Source organism: Thermanaerosceptrum fracticalcis (assembly GCF_000746025.2).
GTDB classification, from domain to species: Bacteria; Bacillota; Peptococcia; order DRI-13; family DRI-13; genus Thermanaerosceptrum; species Thermanaerosceptrum fracticalcis.
Window position 1 is genome coordinate 252371 of record NZ_CP045798.1, and the last position, 14855, is coordinate 267225.

The window sequence follows — 14855 nt, forward strand, 5'->3', positions numbered from 1 at the left end:
TAAAAAATAGTTTTCACAAGGAGGAGTTGATCCTTGAAGAAGTACCTCCACATCAATCATTACGTAAGTGTCATTGCGTTTCTGGCACTCATACCTATTGTCTTGCTGGGTTTTACCCTAACCTTCAACCTTATTCACGAAGGGGAAAACCTGAAAAGACAGCATTTAGCCCTGGCAGCCCACCTCTCCGGTGAGGTCCAAACCTTTTTTAACCAGCATGTTTTAGCTCTGGAAACTCTGGCTGCCGAAATGAAACAGCTCCATGTGCCGCCCGAGGAACTAAAAAAATTGGTAGGACAGGTGGCTAAACACTACCCCGGGTTTTCCGAAGTATATGTAGAAACAGCGGAATGGAATTTGAGTTCTAATACGGAGCATGTTCTTTTTGGAAAAGGGAAAGGCTGGGAAAGGCTGGAGAAGGAAAGGATGTCCTATTCCCAGTTTGGCAATGTTAAGGCGCTCTTTGGCTTAGAGGAAACATCAAGCGGCCGGCAGAGAAATATATTTCTTATCGTTCCTTTTTCTGCCCGCGGGTCAAGTTCCACGGGAATCATCGCGGCCACCCTGAATATGGAATACCTGGACAGGCTTTTACAGAAACAAAAAGTATATCCTTCCGGGTACTCCGTACTGGTTGATGCCAATAACCTTGTGATCTATCATCCCGCCGTCCCCTCGCTGAACTTTAACGAAATGACTTTACCCGTTTTATCGGCTTTGCGCCAAGAGACCCATGGCACTTATGAATATTACTCACCTATTTACCAGCGCACGGAAATTGCCAGCTTTGTTACCCTTTCACCCGCCGGCTGGGGGCTCTGGGTAGCTGCACCCCGCCAGGAAGTAATTGCACCGGTATACAAGGCTGCCGGACTTTCCCTGGGTATCATAATCTTAGGCATTATTGTTATTGTGGTCATAAGACATCTTTTGCTTGTCAATATTTCCAAGCCTTTGAAACACCTGAACAAGGCCAGTTCGGAATTGGCCCAGGGGAATCTTGCTTACAGGGTTCACCTGGATAATAGCCTGCCCCTGGAAATATATGAACTTAGCAGTAATTTTAACTCTATGGCCCAAAGCCTGGAGGAGATAAACTTCCTTCTAAAAAAACACGGTGCGGATTTGGAGCATCGTGTGAAGACCCGGACCAGGGAACTGGTGAGGAAGAATAAGGAGCTGGCCGCTCTTTATGCGGTAGCTTCCTCAGTAAGCAGTACAAACAATCTGATGGACGTGCTGCGTGATGTATTAGAGGAAATCAAGGCGCTTTTCGGGGTAGAAATATCTACAATATTTTTAAAAAACGAGGAAGAAAATGAACTAAAACCGGCAATTTGGCGTATTGACTACCCCGACGGGGATAAATTGGTATATACTGATTACACCGGGAGTTTTAGCGAGCAGGTTATTAAAACCGGTACACCGATTATCGTTGACAATATGGGGTCACATGAAGAACGGATTCCCATTTCTTTCCGTAAAACTAATCTCCGGTCGTTGATTAGTGTCCCCATTATTTATAACAATAACATCTTAGGCGCCATTACCCTGTCCACCCGCCAGTTGGGACGCTTTTCTCAGGATGACCTCTCAATTTTACAGGCTATCAGCAGTCAGTTGGGGGTAGTGATCAGCAACGTATCCCTTTTCAATAAAATAAACCAGGAACATCATACCTTTTTAGCGGTCATCAACAGTATGCATGAGGGCTTAATCCTGGTAGACACCAGGCAAAAGATAGTCTATGTCAATCCCGTATTTTTACAGATATTTCATCTGGAAAATGCGTCCTGGCAGGGTTTAGACGTAAAAGAACTATACCAGCAGGCCCATCCCGAAGTAAAAATAGTGATACCTGTCGCGGAAATGATGGAGGACTATTTTGAACAAAGGATTGGTCCGCCGCGGGAAGCAGCGGTAACGCACCGCGGGAAAACCCGTTATTACCTGATCCAGGGCTTCCCTGTTTCTTCAAGTGAAGGTTTCCTGGGTTATGGCTATATCACCCGGGATATTACGCGGGAAAAAGAGGTCGATTCCTTAAAAAATTCTATCCTTTCCACTGTTTCTCATGAACTGCGCACTCCCCTCACTACCATTCGCGGAAGTGCCGAATCCTTGCTGAGGCAGGACGTAGTGTGGAATCCCGGAGAACGTGATGAATTTATTCACGCTATCGTTAATGAAAGCCAGCGCTTAAGAGAATTAATTGACAATATTATGGATATGTCTAAAATAGAGGCAGGTGTACTAAAATTAGATATACATTCTGCAGATGTTACTAAGGTCATTAACAGGGTTATCAACCGTTTTCAACAAAGGTATCCCGAGGCCAGGATCACCACGACTTATTCACGACACTTGCCCTTTGTACCATTGGATGAAAGAAGAATTGAACAGGTACTTAATAATCTCCTGGAAAATGCTATTAAGTATTCACCGCCCCATCAAGTGATACACATTACTGCCGAATACCTTCCAGGGGAAAAGCACATTAAAGTAAGTGTGGCTGATCAGGGGATTGGGATCGCTAAAGAACATCATCAGGCGATTTTTGAAAGATTTTACCGGGTGAACAGCAGCTGGACGCAAAAAATTGGGGGAAGTGGTGTGGGACTGGCCATTGCTAAAGGTATCATTGAGGCCCATGGCGGTTCTATTTGGGTGGAAAGCAGCTTGGGACACGGCAGTAAATTTTATTTCACGATACCATGTGAGTTGATAGAGGAGGAATGAGGATGAAAAAACCTGTAGCTTTAGTGGTAGATGATGAATCCAATATTTTGCGCTTCGTACGGGTCAACCTGCGCGCAAGTGGTTTTGAGGTGGCTTCCGCCACAACGGGAACGGAAGCTCTGGAACAGTTCCATGCTGTGAATCCCAATGTGATTATTCTCGATATCATGCTTCCGGAAATAGACGGTTTAGAGGTCTGCCGCCGGATCAGGCAGGTTTCCGATGTACCTATCGTCATGATCACAGCTAAGAATGATATCCAGGATGCCGTGGAAGGATTAAATGCCGGAGCCGATGATTATATTACAAAGCCTTTTGCCGTAGAGGAGCTGTTGGCTCGCATTAATGCCGTATTACGCCGGGCTAAGGCCAATATTACCCAGACCAATACGGATAAAATCAAAATTGGTAATTTACTGATTGACATGGCCCAGAGACAGGCAGTAATCAATGACCAGCCTGTGCATTTAACACCTACTGAGTTTAAGCTTTTAACCTATCTTGCCAACAATGTGGACAAGGTAGTACCCCATGAGGAACTCCTGATGGCCGTATGGGGCAGTGAATATAAGGAGTGCACCCACTACCTGCGCGTCAGCATCGGTAGATTACGGCAGAAGATTGAAGCTGACCCTGGTAATCCCGAGTATATTGTGACGTGCAGCGGTGTGGGTTATATGATTAGAAATGTAAAATAAGTTTAAAGGGGCGAGGTAATTTTTTACCTCGTCATTGTTTTTTTCGTTAGCAGTAGGAAAAAACGTGAAAGTGGCGAAATATTATAATATATATTAAAAGATAGAGGGATAATTTGGAGGGAAAGAGATGAATTTGGCAGAAGTGAGGGCCAAAGCTAAAGAGAAGCTGGCAGGTATTTGCCAGGTATGCAGGGTATGCGATGGTAGAGCCTGTGCCGGTCAAGTACCCGGTGTGGGCGGCATTGGTACCGGAAGCAGTTTTAAAAGAAATGTGGAGGCCCTGGCTAATTGTTTTCTCAATCTAAGGACCATGCATGATGTGGCAGACCCTTCACTAACCTGGGATTTTTTCGGAAACACTTTGAGGATGCCTGTCTTGGGTGCAGCCATAGGTGGCGGTAAACTCAATTATAAAGGGGTTATCAGTGACGAGGAACTGGCCGATGCCTTTATCAACGGGTGCCACCAGGCGGGGATCATAGGCCAAATTGGCGATGGGCCTGATTTAAGTATATTCAGGTACGGTTTGGAGAAAATTAACACGTTAAACGGTTGGGGTATCCCCATTATTAAACCCCGGGAACAGGAAGAAATCATTAAACGGATTAAGATGGCTGAAGAAGCTGGCTGTAAAGCTGTGGGGATAGACATTGATGCTGCGGGATTAATTAATATGAGAGCAGCAGGGCAAAAGGTAGAACCTAAGACTTTAGCCCAACTCCAGGAAATAACGAAGGCGACCAAACTTCCCGTAATCCTTAAGGGTGTCATGACTCCGGAAGAAGCAGAGAAAGCGGTTCAGGCCGGAGCAAAGGCTATTGTTGTTTCTAACCACGGCGGGCGGGTCTTGGACTGGACACTGGGAACGGCTGAAGTATTGCCAGGCATAGCTTACATGGTTAAAGGGAAAATTACTATCCTGATGGATGGCGGTATTCGTAACGGTTGGGATGTCTTGAAAGCCCTGGCCCTGGGGGCTGACGCTGTCATGATGGGACGGCCTTTAGCCATTGGGGCTGTGGGTGCCGGTGCCCTGGGCGTGAAACTTGCCTTGGATCAGGTTTACAATGAGTTATACGTGGCTATGATTATGACCGGTACGACTTCTGTCCATGATGTTCATTTTGACATCCTGCGGGAAAAAAGGGGGAGAGGTTTTGTCGATTGAGACTATTGCCAGCTGGTGGGTTGATGCCGGTTATCGCGTAGTCCTTACCGGAGCCGGGATGAGTACGGAATCTGGTCTGCCTGATTTCCGCTCACCTAAGGGCTTGTGGAAAGAAAAAGACCCCCGCAAGCTAGCTTCCATTTCCGCTTTATTTGCTAATCCCGGCGAGTTTTATGAGTTTTACAGGATGAGATTAGCCGGGCTAAATAAGGCCGAGCCCCATAAAGGTCACCTGGTCCTGGCCCAACTGCAGAAAGAAAGGCTTTTAAATGCCATTATTACACAAAACGTGGATGGGCTGCACCAGAAGGCGGGAGCCGTACGAGTAATCGAACTCCATGGTAATTTGGGAGAGGCTGTATGTTTAGACTGTGGTGAAAAGTACAGCAGCAAAGCCCTGGAAGAAAAGGACTTTCCCACATGTAGAGCCTGTGGCGGCAAGCTAAAACCCGGTGTGGTGCTGTTCGGGGAAACTTTACCCTCTGAGGCTCTGCGCCAGGCCGATATGGAAACGAGAAGAGCCAAACTTTTTGTGGTCATCGGTTCTTCGTTAGAAGTCTCACCGGCCAATTATTTTCCTTTGCTGGCCCGTGATGTGGGGGCCAGGCTTGCCTTTATCAACCTGGAACCAACGGATATGGATGACCAGGCCCACTTAGTCATACGTGGGAAAGCCGGGGAAGTATTAGAAGAGTTATATGCAAAAATAAAATCCCTCTCTGTTTGAGAGGGACTTTATTTCGTCTTAGGCATTACATTCGTGAACCGTAAACCGTAAACAGTGAACCGTAAATGTATTCCGTTTTCCGACATCCGACTGCCGATGGAAATCACTAGTAACTAGCAACTAGTAACTAGTTGCTAAACTGCTGCCAACTGCCAACTGCGAACTATTATTACTTCACTGCTGCGCCCACTCTCTTCTTCACCTGTTCTTTGAGACGGGCTACCTCGGGGGTAGTGGGTTCTTTCCTAAGCATCTGGAGAACCCTTTCCCAGTTGACGTTCTTTTGATCCCGCTGCTTTTTGTAATAAGGCAATTCTTGACCAAAATACTTTTCCAGGTCCTTAATTAATCTTTTAGTTTGATAGTAGTGGCGCCACCGGCGGCCCACAGTAAAAGCGTAAAATAAAAAGACCATATAAAGAATGAGTAAAAGTCCTTTCCAGTCTTCCAATGCTTCAACCTCCGTCAGAATAGTTATTAACATATTAGTTTCGCGAGAAGATACAAAAAACCTGCTGGCGATAAGAACTTTCTTCATGCACTTTTTTGCTAAAAATTTGTCAGAAAAGCAAAAAATAGGAGGAAAGATATAAAATACAGCGAAATAAAAGTTAAAGGGAAAAATATTCTTGTAAGGAGTGAGGCTGTGTGGCGGACCAGCAGTTTGTGGTATTTAAATTACATACCGAGGAATACGGTATTGAAATTAAAAACGTACAAGAGATAGTCCATATGCAGGAAATTACCAGGTTGCCCCAAAGTTTGGAGTTTGTAGAGGGTATTATTAACTTAAGGGGCCGGATAATTCCTGTCGTTGATTTAAAAAAAAGGTTTTACGGTGTTAAAACGGAAACAGGTGATAATACCAGGATTATCGTCATTGACCTGGGCAATCAGGTACTGGGCATTATGGCCGATGAGGTATCGGAGGTACTGCGGCTTAATGAAACCATGATAGACCCGCCTCCCGCCATCATTATGCAAATGTCCTCCGGAAACGGTGTCAAAGGGATAGGAAAACTGGAGGACAGGCTCTTAATCCTGTTGGATTTGACTAAAGCTTTTTCCCTGGAGGAAAAGCAGCAAATCCAGGCGACGGCAGGTTAGTTGGTAGTTGGTAGTTGTTAGTTGTTAGTTGGTAGTTGGTAGTTGTTAGTTGGTAGAAGTCACACCCTTAATCCAGGGGAATGGCTTCTTTTATTTTTAAAAAAATTTCGGAAACGGAAAGCGGATAGCGGAAGTCGTAGTGAGAAGCGGTGCTATTAAAGATTTTTTTCACAAACTTCCTTTGTACAGCAGGATTTTTCCCTTCACGTAAAGAAAGTTCTGTTAGGAGTATTGGAAAAGAAAGAGGGAAGAAGATGTTATTGAAAGACATCTGCGATTGGCTGCAGGGAGAGGTTTTGACCGGTAGAGACAAAATGGGGATGGAAGTTCAGGGTGCCTGTGCATCAGACCTGATGAGCCATGTACTGGCCAATGCCGGGGAAAAGGCACTCCTTATTACCGGACTGAATAACCTCCAGGTAGTGAGGACGGCGGAAATGAGTGATATTGAAGCCATTATCTTTGTACAGAATAAACGGCCCGCCCCTGAGGTACTCGAGTTAGCTAAAGAAAAGCATTTACTTACGATATTGACACCCTATTCTATGTTTACCACCTGCGGGATTTTATTTAAGAACGGTTTGCGGTGTGGTTTAGATGATGGACGATAATAAACAGTTTAAACCTTTAAAATTGCATTTTACTGTGGAGCAGGGTGACTTTATCCGGGCAGGTGAAGCCAGTTCCAAAATAAAAAAGGTGCTTAGCCAGTTGGGTTTCCCCGGTCCCCTGATCAGGCGTGTAGCCATTGCGGCCTATGAAGCGGAAATGAATATCGTTATTCATTCCTGGGGAGGGGAGTTGGAAGCGGAGATTGGCCCTGAGCATGTGAAAATAGTTGCCAGGGATAGGGGGCCGGGTATCCCCGATATTGCTCTGGCTATGGAAGAAGGATATTCCACAGCCCCGGATAAAGTACGGGAAATGGGGTTCGGCGCCGGTATGGGGCTGCCCAATATCCAAAACTGCGCCACAGAGTTTATCATTGAATCGGGAGAGGGTAAAGGAACGGTTTTAAGAATCCTGATAGCGGTGAAGGAGTGATTTCTTATGGCGGCCTACTTTCACTCTGTTACCCTGGAAAAAGACAAGTGCATGGGGTGTACGAACTGCATTAAACGCTGTCCCACAGAGGCTATCCGGGTACGGGAAGGTAAAGCCAAAATTATAGACGAACGTTGTATTGATTGCGGTGAGTGTATCCGGGTTTGCCATAATCATGCCAAAAGGGCTCTCACAGACCCTTTGGAAATAATAAAAGCATACCCTTATCCTGTAGCCTTGCCCGCCCCTACACTATACAGCCAGTTTTCTCATAAGTTTAAAGTGGACCAGATTATTCAGGGCCTGTTGAATCTCGGTTTTTTCAGGGTTTGGGAAGTGGCAAGGGGTGCGGAGATCGCTACGCAAGTTCTGGTAAAATATCTGGAAAACCATGCCTTACCCAAACCTGTGATTTCTGCGGCTTGTCCTGCGGTCCTGAGGCTCATACAGGTCCGTTATCCTGAGCTTTTAGAACATGTTATCCCCATCGAATCGCCTATGGAAATATCCGCGCGACTGGCTAAAAAAGAGCTGGAAGAGGAAGGATACCCTGTAGAGCAGGTGGGTGTTTTCTTTATCTCACCCTGTGCAGCTAAAGTGACCAGTGTAAAAAATCCTTTGGGGGTGAAAAAATCACAGGTAGACGGAGTCATAGCCATCTCAGATATTTACGGCCCCCTTTTAGCCCAGCTTGCAAGCACAGCCTCCGGTTCCATACAACCAAGGGCTTCCGGAGCCGGTATAGGCTGGGCGGTAATTGGGGGAGAAAGCCGTCTATTACCGTTTAACCAGACACTGTCGGTAGATGGAATTGCTAATGTGGTCCGTGTTTTAGATGATATCGCCATGGGTAAACTGAAAGAAGTCGATTTTATAGAAGGACTGGCCTGTATGGGTGGATGTGTGGGAGGCCCCTTAACTATTGAAAATTCTTACCTGAGTAAAACACGTATCCAAAATTTAAGTAAGAAATACGGTATGTCTTATCCGGAAGTTGCTCCAGAATTTGCTTGCAGTGAATTTTTCTGGACGGAAAAGATAGAACCCTGCAGCGTACTGGTTCTTGATGAGGATTTAGCTCTGGCCATGCAAAAGCTGGAGACTCTTGATGAGATTCATAAAGCCTTACCCGGCCTGGACTGCGGCTCCTGCGGCGCTCCCACCTGCCGGGCCCTGGCCGAAGATATCGTCAGGGGTTTGGCTGTAGAAATTGACTGCATTTTTAAATTGCGGGAGAAGGTAACAGACCTGGCCGAAAGAATGGTGGAGCTCTCCAGTAAACTGCCGCCCTCCATCGGCAAACCGCGCTAGGGGGCGATATCTGCTTTCCGATAACCGACGTATTTTTTTGGCGAATACGGATTCACCTCCCGATATCCGATATCCGATTTTCGAGTTTAATTGCTTCCTAGTCCATGTTCTAGTACAGTATTGTCGGCAGTCGGATGTCGGAAGTCGTAAATATGCATTCCACGCTTGGGAAAAGGTTATGCTAAACAAGCAGGAAACGTGAAGGAGGTATTAGCATGCCCTTTATACCTAAGCGTGTTTTTTTTGAGAAAGAGGCCTTAAATTATCCTTTAGGCGAAGAGCTTTATCGGCATTTCCGAAAGATTGGCATACCGGTCAATATGATTGGGACCCATAACCGGGTCACGGGCATTCCAGGTAAGACTCCCCAGGAAGCCTACATGGAGGCTAAGCAGACCTTTGTGGTAGGGGTGCGCAAAACCTTAAAATTTGAGACCTGCAAACCCTCCGCCCACTACCAGCTTCCCCTTTGTACAAGTTGTATAGGTAAATGCGAATATTGCTATCTCAACACCACGCTGGGAAAAAAGCCCTATCTGCGGGTTTATGTTAATATTGAAGAAATACTGGACAGGGCCCAAGCATATATAAAGGAGCGTGCTCCAAAAATCACTTACTTTGAAGGTGCCGCCACTTCTGACCCTCTTCCCTTTGAAGCATACACAGGGGCTTTGGCGAAAACCATTGAGTTTTTTGCCAAGGAGAACCTGGGACGATTTCGGTTTGTAACCAAATTTACAGAGGTGGACTCACTTTTAAGGATAGAACATACCGGGCATACCCGGTTCCGGTTTAGCCTTAATTCCCAGCCTGTCATCGAAAGATACGAGCATAATACGCCGGGATTAAAGGAGCGTGTGACAGCCGCCGTTAAGGTGGCGAAAGCCCGTTATCCCTTGGGCTTTATTATTGCACCCGTGATACTTTATGAGGGTTGGCAGCAGGATTACCAGGCACTTATTGACACGCTGGCTCAGGAGTTACCGCCCTCCTCCACGGAGAACTTAAGCTTTGAGATCATTACTCATCGTTTTACAGCGCGGGCCAAAAATAACATTCTTTCCATCTTTCCCAAGACGACACTGCCTATGAAGGAAGAGGAACGCCAGTTCAAGTTTGGCCAGTTTGGTTATGGTAAGTACGTCTATCCCAAAGTTGAGTTTAGTGAGGTGAAAGAATTTTTCACGGAACGTCTCTCCTTACGCTTTCCACATTGTGAACTCGATTATATTGTTTGAATTTCAAAAAAAGGGGAAGCCGCTTGCGCGGCTTCCTTTAATATGATTGAGGAGGGAGAGAGTATGAGAGAGACTTGCTTAACCTTGCACTCATATTCTTTGCAAGGATAGGGGATAAATATTACTGAAAAAGATTGGTATTTACAAAGGAGAGTTGAGATGCGAAACATCTGGAAGGGAGCTATATCTTTCGGATTGGTTAATATCCCCATCAAGCTTTATACCGCCACCGACCCTAAGGAAGTGAAATTTAATTTTTTACATAGACAGTGCAAATCTCCCATCAAGTATGAAAAGGTGTGTCCCGTTTGTAACGTTGAATTGAAAAGTGAGGACCTGGTCAGGGGTTATGAATACGAGAAAGGGCGTTATGTCATTATCGAGGAAGAAGACCTGGAGAAAATACCCTTAAGTACTTTAAAAACCATCGAAATCTTGGATTTCGTTAGCCTACAGGAAGTGGATCCCATCTATTATGTCAAATCATACTACATAGCTCCCGGCGATTTAGGGATAAGACCATACCGTCTTCTTTATGAAGCCATGAAACAAACGAGACGCATCGCTATTGCCAGGGTGGTTTTACGGCAAAAAGAATCCCTGGCCCTTTTAAGGGTTTATGAGAATTGTTTGGTCATGGAAACAATTTTTTATCCTGACGAAATTCGCAACCCTGCTTTAATCCCGGAACTACAGGAGGAAGTCAATGTTCATGAAAATGAACTGAAGATGGCTATTAGCCTCATCGAAAACTTGACAGCAGAATTCAGGCCGGAGAAATACACCAATCACTACAGGCAGGCTCTCATGGAGTTGATCCAGGCAAAAATTACTGGGGAAGAGGTAGCTGTTCCTGTCCAGCCGGAAGCTGCCAAAGTAATAGACTTGATGGAAGCGCTTAAAGCCAGTATCGAGGCCGTCCAGAAAGAAAAGAAAGAAGCGGGGGAAAAAAAGAAGGCGGCAAGAAAGAAAAAAGGAGCCTAGTAGCATAAGACATTCCTCTCGGGGCGTAAAAATTGGGTAAGTGGTCGTAAAGAGGTGGAGAGGAGTGTTGACACTGATCCAGAAGAGGCGGCCTACAGCCGCCTTCTTATTATGTCTTTCTTTGCTTTATACCTATTTCTGGTGGGTTACAGAGGTCCAGTGGGTGGTCCCAACGCTGAACGGGACCGGGCCGTTAAAGGGCAAGATCATCTGCCTTGATGCCGGGCATGGCGGCAGGGACCCCGGTGCGGTAGCGGGGAGAGTGCTGGAAAAAGACATTAATCTCGACATCACCAAACGTGTGGCAGTTCTTTTGAAGAAAGAGGGGGCAAGACCAGTATTGACAAGGACCCGGGATAAAAACATGGCTTATCGTCCTTTCCAGGGCAGCCTGCAGTTGGCCGGACTAAGGGAAAGAGCGCATATCGCAGAACGGAGCGGCGGTCATGTCTTTGTCAGCATTCACTGCAATAGTGAGGCTGAAGGGAAATATTCAGGGCCCCAAACCTTCTATGAGAGGGGAAACAGCCGGAGTGCGCAACTGGCCCGCTTGATACAAGAAGAACTGGTACAGGTCCGCAGCACGGGACGCCAGGCTATTCCCGGAGATTACTATCTTTTGTCATCAGCAAGATCTCCAGCCGTTATTGTTGAGGTGGGCTTTTTATCCCATGCCCGTGACCGCAGTTTGCTCACTTCACCCCCCTTCCGCCAGCAGGTAGCCGAAGCCATCGCCCGGGGGATTTTGAGGTATTTTAGGGAGTAGTATATTTTTGAATATGCAAGTATGGTGATAAATGTTAATTCTAAATAGGACATAAATTAATACAAAATTTATCATATTCGACAAAAAATTTCCTTTTTCTCCAAAGGATAACGGACAACTTTAGCGAATATCTACTTATAAGAAATTTAAGGAGGTGTAAAGTAATGATTCGTTGGGCCGTTGTATTGACAGCTTTAGTTTCTATGTTGATGACAGCAGCTTCCGGCTGGCGCTGGTAGCAATAAGTAATGTTAAGAGAAGAAGGGAAGTGTAAAGTGATGATCCGTTGGGCCGTTGTATTGACAGCTTTAGTCTCTATGTTGATGACAGCAGCTTCCGGCTGGCGCTGGTAGCAATAAGTAATGTTAAGAGAAGAAGGGAAGTGTAAAGTGATGATCCGTTGGGCCGTTGTATTGACAGCTTTAGTCTCTATGTTGATGACAGCAGCTTCCGGCTGGCGCTGGTAACAATTGAGGGATTATTAAATAATTTTATCAGAATTTAATTGCTTAAATTAGGACAATAAGGCAAGAAATATGATAAAGCTTGTCATTCAGCAATAAAAAGCCTGGCATAAGCCAGGCTTCTGTATTTTTATGCTAAATCCTTTAGTTGTATGAAAAGATCTCCATCACAAAAATAGAGGTCTTTTTCATAAAATCAGATAGACTATTCGACGGCCTTGTTCAAAGCTTCCACCAGTTTGTCGACATCAATACCGTGAACCATCGCTCCCTGGGCCAGGTTTTCAAAGCGGGCAGCAGCGCAGCCTAAGCATCCCATGCCGTGCTTCATAAACACATCAACGGTCTGGGGGTATTTCTGCACAATTTCAGTGATGGACATTTCTTTGGTAATTTTCATGACAAATCCTCCTTAAGTTTAGTACGTCTTGAAGTATAACAAATTTTTCCTTAGGTAACAACATTGCATAGAGTGTATTTAAGAATATTATTGCTACTTTTTACGCAAATTATTTTTGAAAAATATATAAAATGGGGTGATAACGAGTGCCAAAGGAAAAATTTTTAAAATTCGGCGGCATGAAGTTTAAAGCGTTAGTGAACCCCAAAGAGATTAACACTTATGTGAGGAGTCTGTCCGAGGACCAGAGATCCAGTATGTTCGAGGTAGCCAAAGAACTGGAAAACCAGGGGATGATTGAATTTACCGGTCCGCTAAAAAGTGAAGTAGTAGATGACTCCTGCCTGTAGCCCGAAATTTTTCGGGCTTTTTCTATTACTTTTTACCGATAAGCTTCCAGTACTCCTCTTGTAGTTTCCGAGTAATAGGTCCTACTTTTCCGTCGCCTACCGGTTCATTGTCCAGTATGGTGATGGGCATAACTTCTGTGGTTGTACCCGTGAGGAAAACTTCGTCAGCTTCCTTGTAAAATTGCGGGGAGACAAATTCTTCTTTTACGGTGTAACCCAGTTCTTGAGCCTTGGCCATAACGACGGCCCGGGTGACACCGGCTAGGATCAGATTATTGGCGGGAGCCGTGTATATACAATTGTCCTTTACGGCAAAGGAGTTACTGTTGGAACCTTCGGTGACAAATTTGTTGTCACGGACCAGGATGGCTTCAAAACAACCGGCTTCCACCGCGAGCTGTTTGGCCAAAACGCTGCCCAGGAGATTGAGGGATTTGACATGACATTTCAGCCAGCGTTCATCGGGGATCATAATGGCCCTGGCCCCATTGGCAAAGAGCTCGGGAGGAATGACTTTAGCGGGCCGAATTGTGCCGGAAAGGATGGCTCTGGTATTGGGAGGGAAGGAATGAACTCTTGGTGAGACGCCTCTCGTCCACTGGAGGTAGAGCATAGCATCGTTCATTCCCGATTCCTTCAGTAACTGGTGGCAGAAGTTTTCCACCTCTTCCCGGCTAAAAGAAGGAACAAGGCGAATTTCCCCACAGCTTCTTTCCATACGGTCAAGATGTTCTTTTAAATACACATATTTACCATCGATAGCCATGATAACTTCATAGACACCGTCACCGAATTGATGTCCCCGGTCTTCCAGGGGAACTACCAAAGCATCAATGTCCACAATTTTTCCGTCAATAAAACCTAATGGTTTCACTTTTATTTCCTCCTTGTATTAGTTGGTAGTTGTTAGTTGATAGTATAGCTCCAGGTTATTTCACTGCGCAGAGAATTGGATACAGAACAGTATTTTTCCAGGGAAAGAGAAATGGCCCTTTCTACCTTTTCGGGGGTTAGTCCTTCACCCGCTAATCTATAATGTACATTAACCTTCGTAAAATAGCGGGGGGATTCACTGGCCCGCTCCCCGGATACTTCCATTTCTAATGTGGTTAACTTCAGTCTCATTTTTGTTAGAATATCTACAATGTCTATACCACTACAGCCTGCTACAGCCTGTAAAATAAGTTCAGTAGGACGGGGTCCCTGGTTTTCGCCACCGTGGTCCGGGGAAGCGTCCATCGTGATCTTGTGACCTTCCGGAGTAGTTCCCTGAAAAGCCATTTTACCCAGCCATTTGACGTTTACGTGCAAAGACAACACCCACTTTCTTTTTCCTTGTACTTATTATACTCCCTAGCATAAAGTATTTTCCAGCTGGTCAAGAAAAAAGGTCAAAGAATATATTATGTAAATTTAGTTTAAGCAGCCCTAAAAAATTAAGGTTTGTCTCTAAAACCAGCCAGTTTTATGAAAAAAACCGGCTGGTTTTTGCTTTTTCTTCTTGATTTTAGGCGGTTTTTGTTTACCCCAACCCCCTTTTGCATGTACAGAATGATTTTTTCGGGAACATATGTTCGTGTTATGATGACAGCGTAACAGGAAGGAGGTGAAAACAAATGCCGGTTCTCTCAACCTTAAAGGATTCCAGTCTCAAACTCATTATGCAAACAGGCGTCGACGAAAAAGGCAATCCCGTATTCAAAACCCGCAGCTACGGGAATATCAAGCCCTCTGCCAGTGACCAGGATATTTACACCCTGGCCCAGCAACTGGCCGGTTTGCAGGTCCACACTTTGGACCAGGTGAGCCGTATGAACAACTTCGAACTCACCGAAATCTAAAGTTCCACGCAGTTCAGG

General features: G+C 45.4%; 17 protein-coding genes. 13 read left to right on the plus strand and 4 right to left on the minus strand.

Going from position 1 to position 14855, the window contains the following annotated elements; all coding sequences use genetic code 11:
• Positions 1-33 precede the first annotated feature (33 nt).
• From BR63_RS01340 to BR63_RS01355, 4 genes are all read left to right on the plus strand, one after another.
• On the plus strand, positions 34-2739 hold the full coding sequence (locus BR63_RS01340) for an ATP-binding protein (protein WP_034423257.1): 2706 nt from the start codon (positions 34-36) through the stop codon (positions 2737-2739).
• A gap of 2 nt (positions 2740-2741) precedes the next feature.
• Entirely contained in the window at positions 2742-3437 is a 696-nt protein-coding gene (locus BR63_RS01345; protein ID WP_034423260.1) for a response regulator transcription factor, read from the plus strand.
• 127 nt (positions 3438-3564) lie between these two features.
• Positions 3565-4605, plus strand: a complete 1041-nt coding sequence (locus BR63_RS01350; protein WP_034423262.1) for an alpha-hydroxy-acid oxidizing protein — start codon at positions 3565-3567, stop codon at positions 4603-4605.
• Positions 4595-5332, plus strand: coding sequence for an SIR2 family NAD-dependent protein deacylase (locus tag BR63_RS01355; protein WP_207724748.1), 738 nt, complete (start codon positions 4595-4597; stop codon positions 5330-5332). The genes BR63_RS01350 and BR63_RS01355 overlap by 11 nt, the downstream gene beginning before the upstream one ends.
• Before the next feature lie 169 nt (positions 5333-5501).
• Here BR63_RS01355 and BR63_RS01360 read toward each other — a convergent pair whose 3' ends face one another.
• Positions 5502-5783 (minus strand): hypothetical protein, encoded by a 282-nt coding sequence (locus BR63_RS01360; RefSeq protein WP_034423264.1) that lies wholly within the window; start codon positions 5781-5783, stop codon positions 5502-5504.
• Between the two features lie 197 nt (positions 5784-5980).
• Between BR63_RS01360 and BR63_RS01365 the strand changes: the two genes are divergently transcribed.
• The 7 genes from BR63_RS01365 (at position 5981) to BR63_RS01395 (ending at position 11782) form a co-directional block, all read left to right on the plus strand.
• Positions 5981-6439 carry a chemotaxis protein CheW gene (locus tag BR63_RS01365; RefSeq protein ID WP_034423265.1) on the plus strand — a complete coding sequence of 153 codons (459 nt, stop codon included), beginning with the start codon at positions 5981-5983 and terminating at the stop codon, positions 6437-6439.
• Positions 6440-6693: 254 nt separating this feature from the next.
• Positions 6694-7050 (plus strand): DRTGG domain-containing protein, encoded by a 357-nt coding sequence (locus tag BR63_RS01370; protein WP_034423269.1) that lies wholly within the window; start codon positions 6694-6696, stop codon positions 7048-7050.
• Positions 7037-7483 (plus strand): ATP-binding protein, encoded by a 447-nt coding sequence (locus BR63_RS01375; protein WP_243270050.1) that lies wholly within the window; start codon positions 7037-7039, stop codon positions 7481-7483. The genes BR63_RS01370 and BR63_RS01375 overlap by 14 nt, the downstream gene beginning before the upstream one ends.
• A gap of 6 nt (positions 7484-7489) precedes the next feature.
• A complete protein-coding gene (locus BR63_RS01380) occupies positions 7490-8794 on the plus strand; it encodes a [Fe-Fe] hydrogenase large subunit C-terminal domain-containing protein (protein ID WP_034423272.1) in 1305 nt (434 codons plus the stop codon).
• A 215-nt stretch (positions 8795-9009) separates the two neighbouring features.
• On the plus strand, positions 9010-10032 hold the full coding sequence (splB, locus tag BR63_RS01385) for a spore photoproduct lyase (protein ID WP_034423273.1): 1023 nt from the start codon (positions 9010-9012) through the stop codon (positions 10030-10032).
• Positions 10033-10191: 159 nt separating this feature from the next.
• On the plus strand, positions 10192-11016 hold the full coding sequence (gene ku / locus BR63_RS01390; protein WP_034423275.1) for a non-homologous end joining protein Ku: 825 nt from the start codon (positions 10192-10194) through the stop codon (positions 11014-11016).
• 64 nt (positions 11017-11080) lie between these two features.
• A complete protein-coding gene (locus BR63_RS01395; protein ID WP_051965905.1) occupies positions 11081-11782 on the plus strand; it encodes an N-acetylmuramoyl-L-alanine amidase family protein in 702 nt (233 codons plus the stop codon).
• A gap of 669 nt (positions 11783-12451) precedes the next feature.
• On the opposite strand, the gene BR63_RS01400 is transcribed toward BR63_RS01395, so the two are convergent.
• Positions 12452-12646: a DUF1858 domain-containing protein gene (locus tag BR63_RS01400; RefSeq protein WP_034423277.1), complete on the minus strand. Its 195-nt coding sequence runs from the start codon at positions 12644-12646 to the stop codon at positions 12452-12454.
• Positions 12647-12792: 146 nt separating this feature from the next.
• Between BR63_RS01400 and BR63_RS01405 the strand changes: the two genes are divergently transcribed.
• Positions 12793-12996 (plus strand): hypothetical protein, encoded by a 204-nt coding sequence (locus tag BR63_RS01405; RefSeq protein WP_034423278.1) that lies wholly within the window; start codon positions 12793-12795, stop codon positions 12994-12996.
• Between the two features lie 25 nt (positions 12997-13021).
• Here BR63_RS01405 and dat read toward each other — a convergent pair whose 3' ends face one another.
• Together dat and BR63_RS01415 are read right to left on the minus strand one after the other, a co-directional pair.
• Positions 13022-13870, minus strand: coding sequence for a D-amino-acid transaminase (gene dat, locus BR63_RS01410; RefSeq protein WP_034423280.1), 849 nt, complete (start codon positions 13868-13870; stop codon positions 13022-13024).
• 32 nt (positions 13871-13902) lie between these two features.
• Positions 13903-14307, minus strand: coding sequence for an OsmC family protein (locus BR63_RS01415; protein ID WP_187142792.1), 405 nt, complete (start codon positions 14305-14307; stop codon positions 13903-13905).
• A gap of 305 nt (positions 14308-14612) precedes the next feature.
• On the opposite strand from BR63_RS01415, the gene BR63_RS01420 reads away from it, so the two are divergent.
• Positions 14613-14837: a DUF1659 domain-containing protein gene (locus BR63_RS01420; protein WP_034423285.1), complete on the plus strand. Its 225-nt coding sequence runs from the start codon at positions 14613-14615 to the stop codon at positions 14835-14837.
• Positions 14838-14855 lie beyond the last annotated feature (18 nt).

What these genes read in the sequence shown, in the direction of transcription:
- BR63_RS01380 (WP_034423272.1), top strand. Translation starts at nt 7,490, where the DNA reads ATGGCGGCCTACTTTCACTCTGTTACCCTGGAAAAAGACAAGTGCATG.
- BR63_RS01400 (WP_034423277.1), bottom strand. Translation starts at nt 12,646, where the DNA reads ATGAAAATTACCAAAGAAATGTCCATCACTGAAATTGTGCAGAAATAC.
- BR63_RS01375 (WP_243270050.1), top strand. Translation starts at nt 7,037, where the DNA reads ATGATGGACGATAATAAACAGTTTAAACCTTTAAAATTGCATTTTACT.
- BR63_RS01370 (WP_034423269.1), top strand. Translation starts at nt 6,694, where the DNA reads ATGTTATTGAAAGACATCTGCGATTGGCTGCAGGGAGAGGTTTTGACC.
- ku (WP_034423275.1), top strand. Translation starts at nt 10,192, where the DNA reads ATGCGAAACATCTGGAAGGGAGCTATATCTTTCGGATTGGTTAATATC.
- BR63_RS01350 (WP_034423262.1), top strand. Translation starts at nt 3,565, where the DNA reads ATGAATTTGGCAGAAGTGAGGGCCAAAGCTAAAGAGAAGCTGGCAGGT.
- BR63_RS01420 (WP_034423285.1), top strand. Translation starts at nt 14,613, where the DNA reads ATGCCGGTTCTCTCAACCTTAAAGGATTCCAGTCTCAAACTCATTATG.
- splB (WP_034423273.1), top strand. Translation starts at nt 9,010, where the DNA reads ATGCCCTTTATACCTAAGCGTGTTTTTTTTGAGAAAGAGGCCTTAAAT.
- BR63_RS01345 (WP_034423260.1), top strand. Translation starts at nt 2,742, where the DNA reads ATGAAAAAACCTGTAGCTTTAGTGGTAGATGATGAATCCAATATTTTG.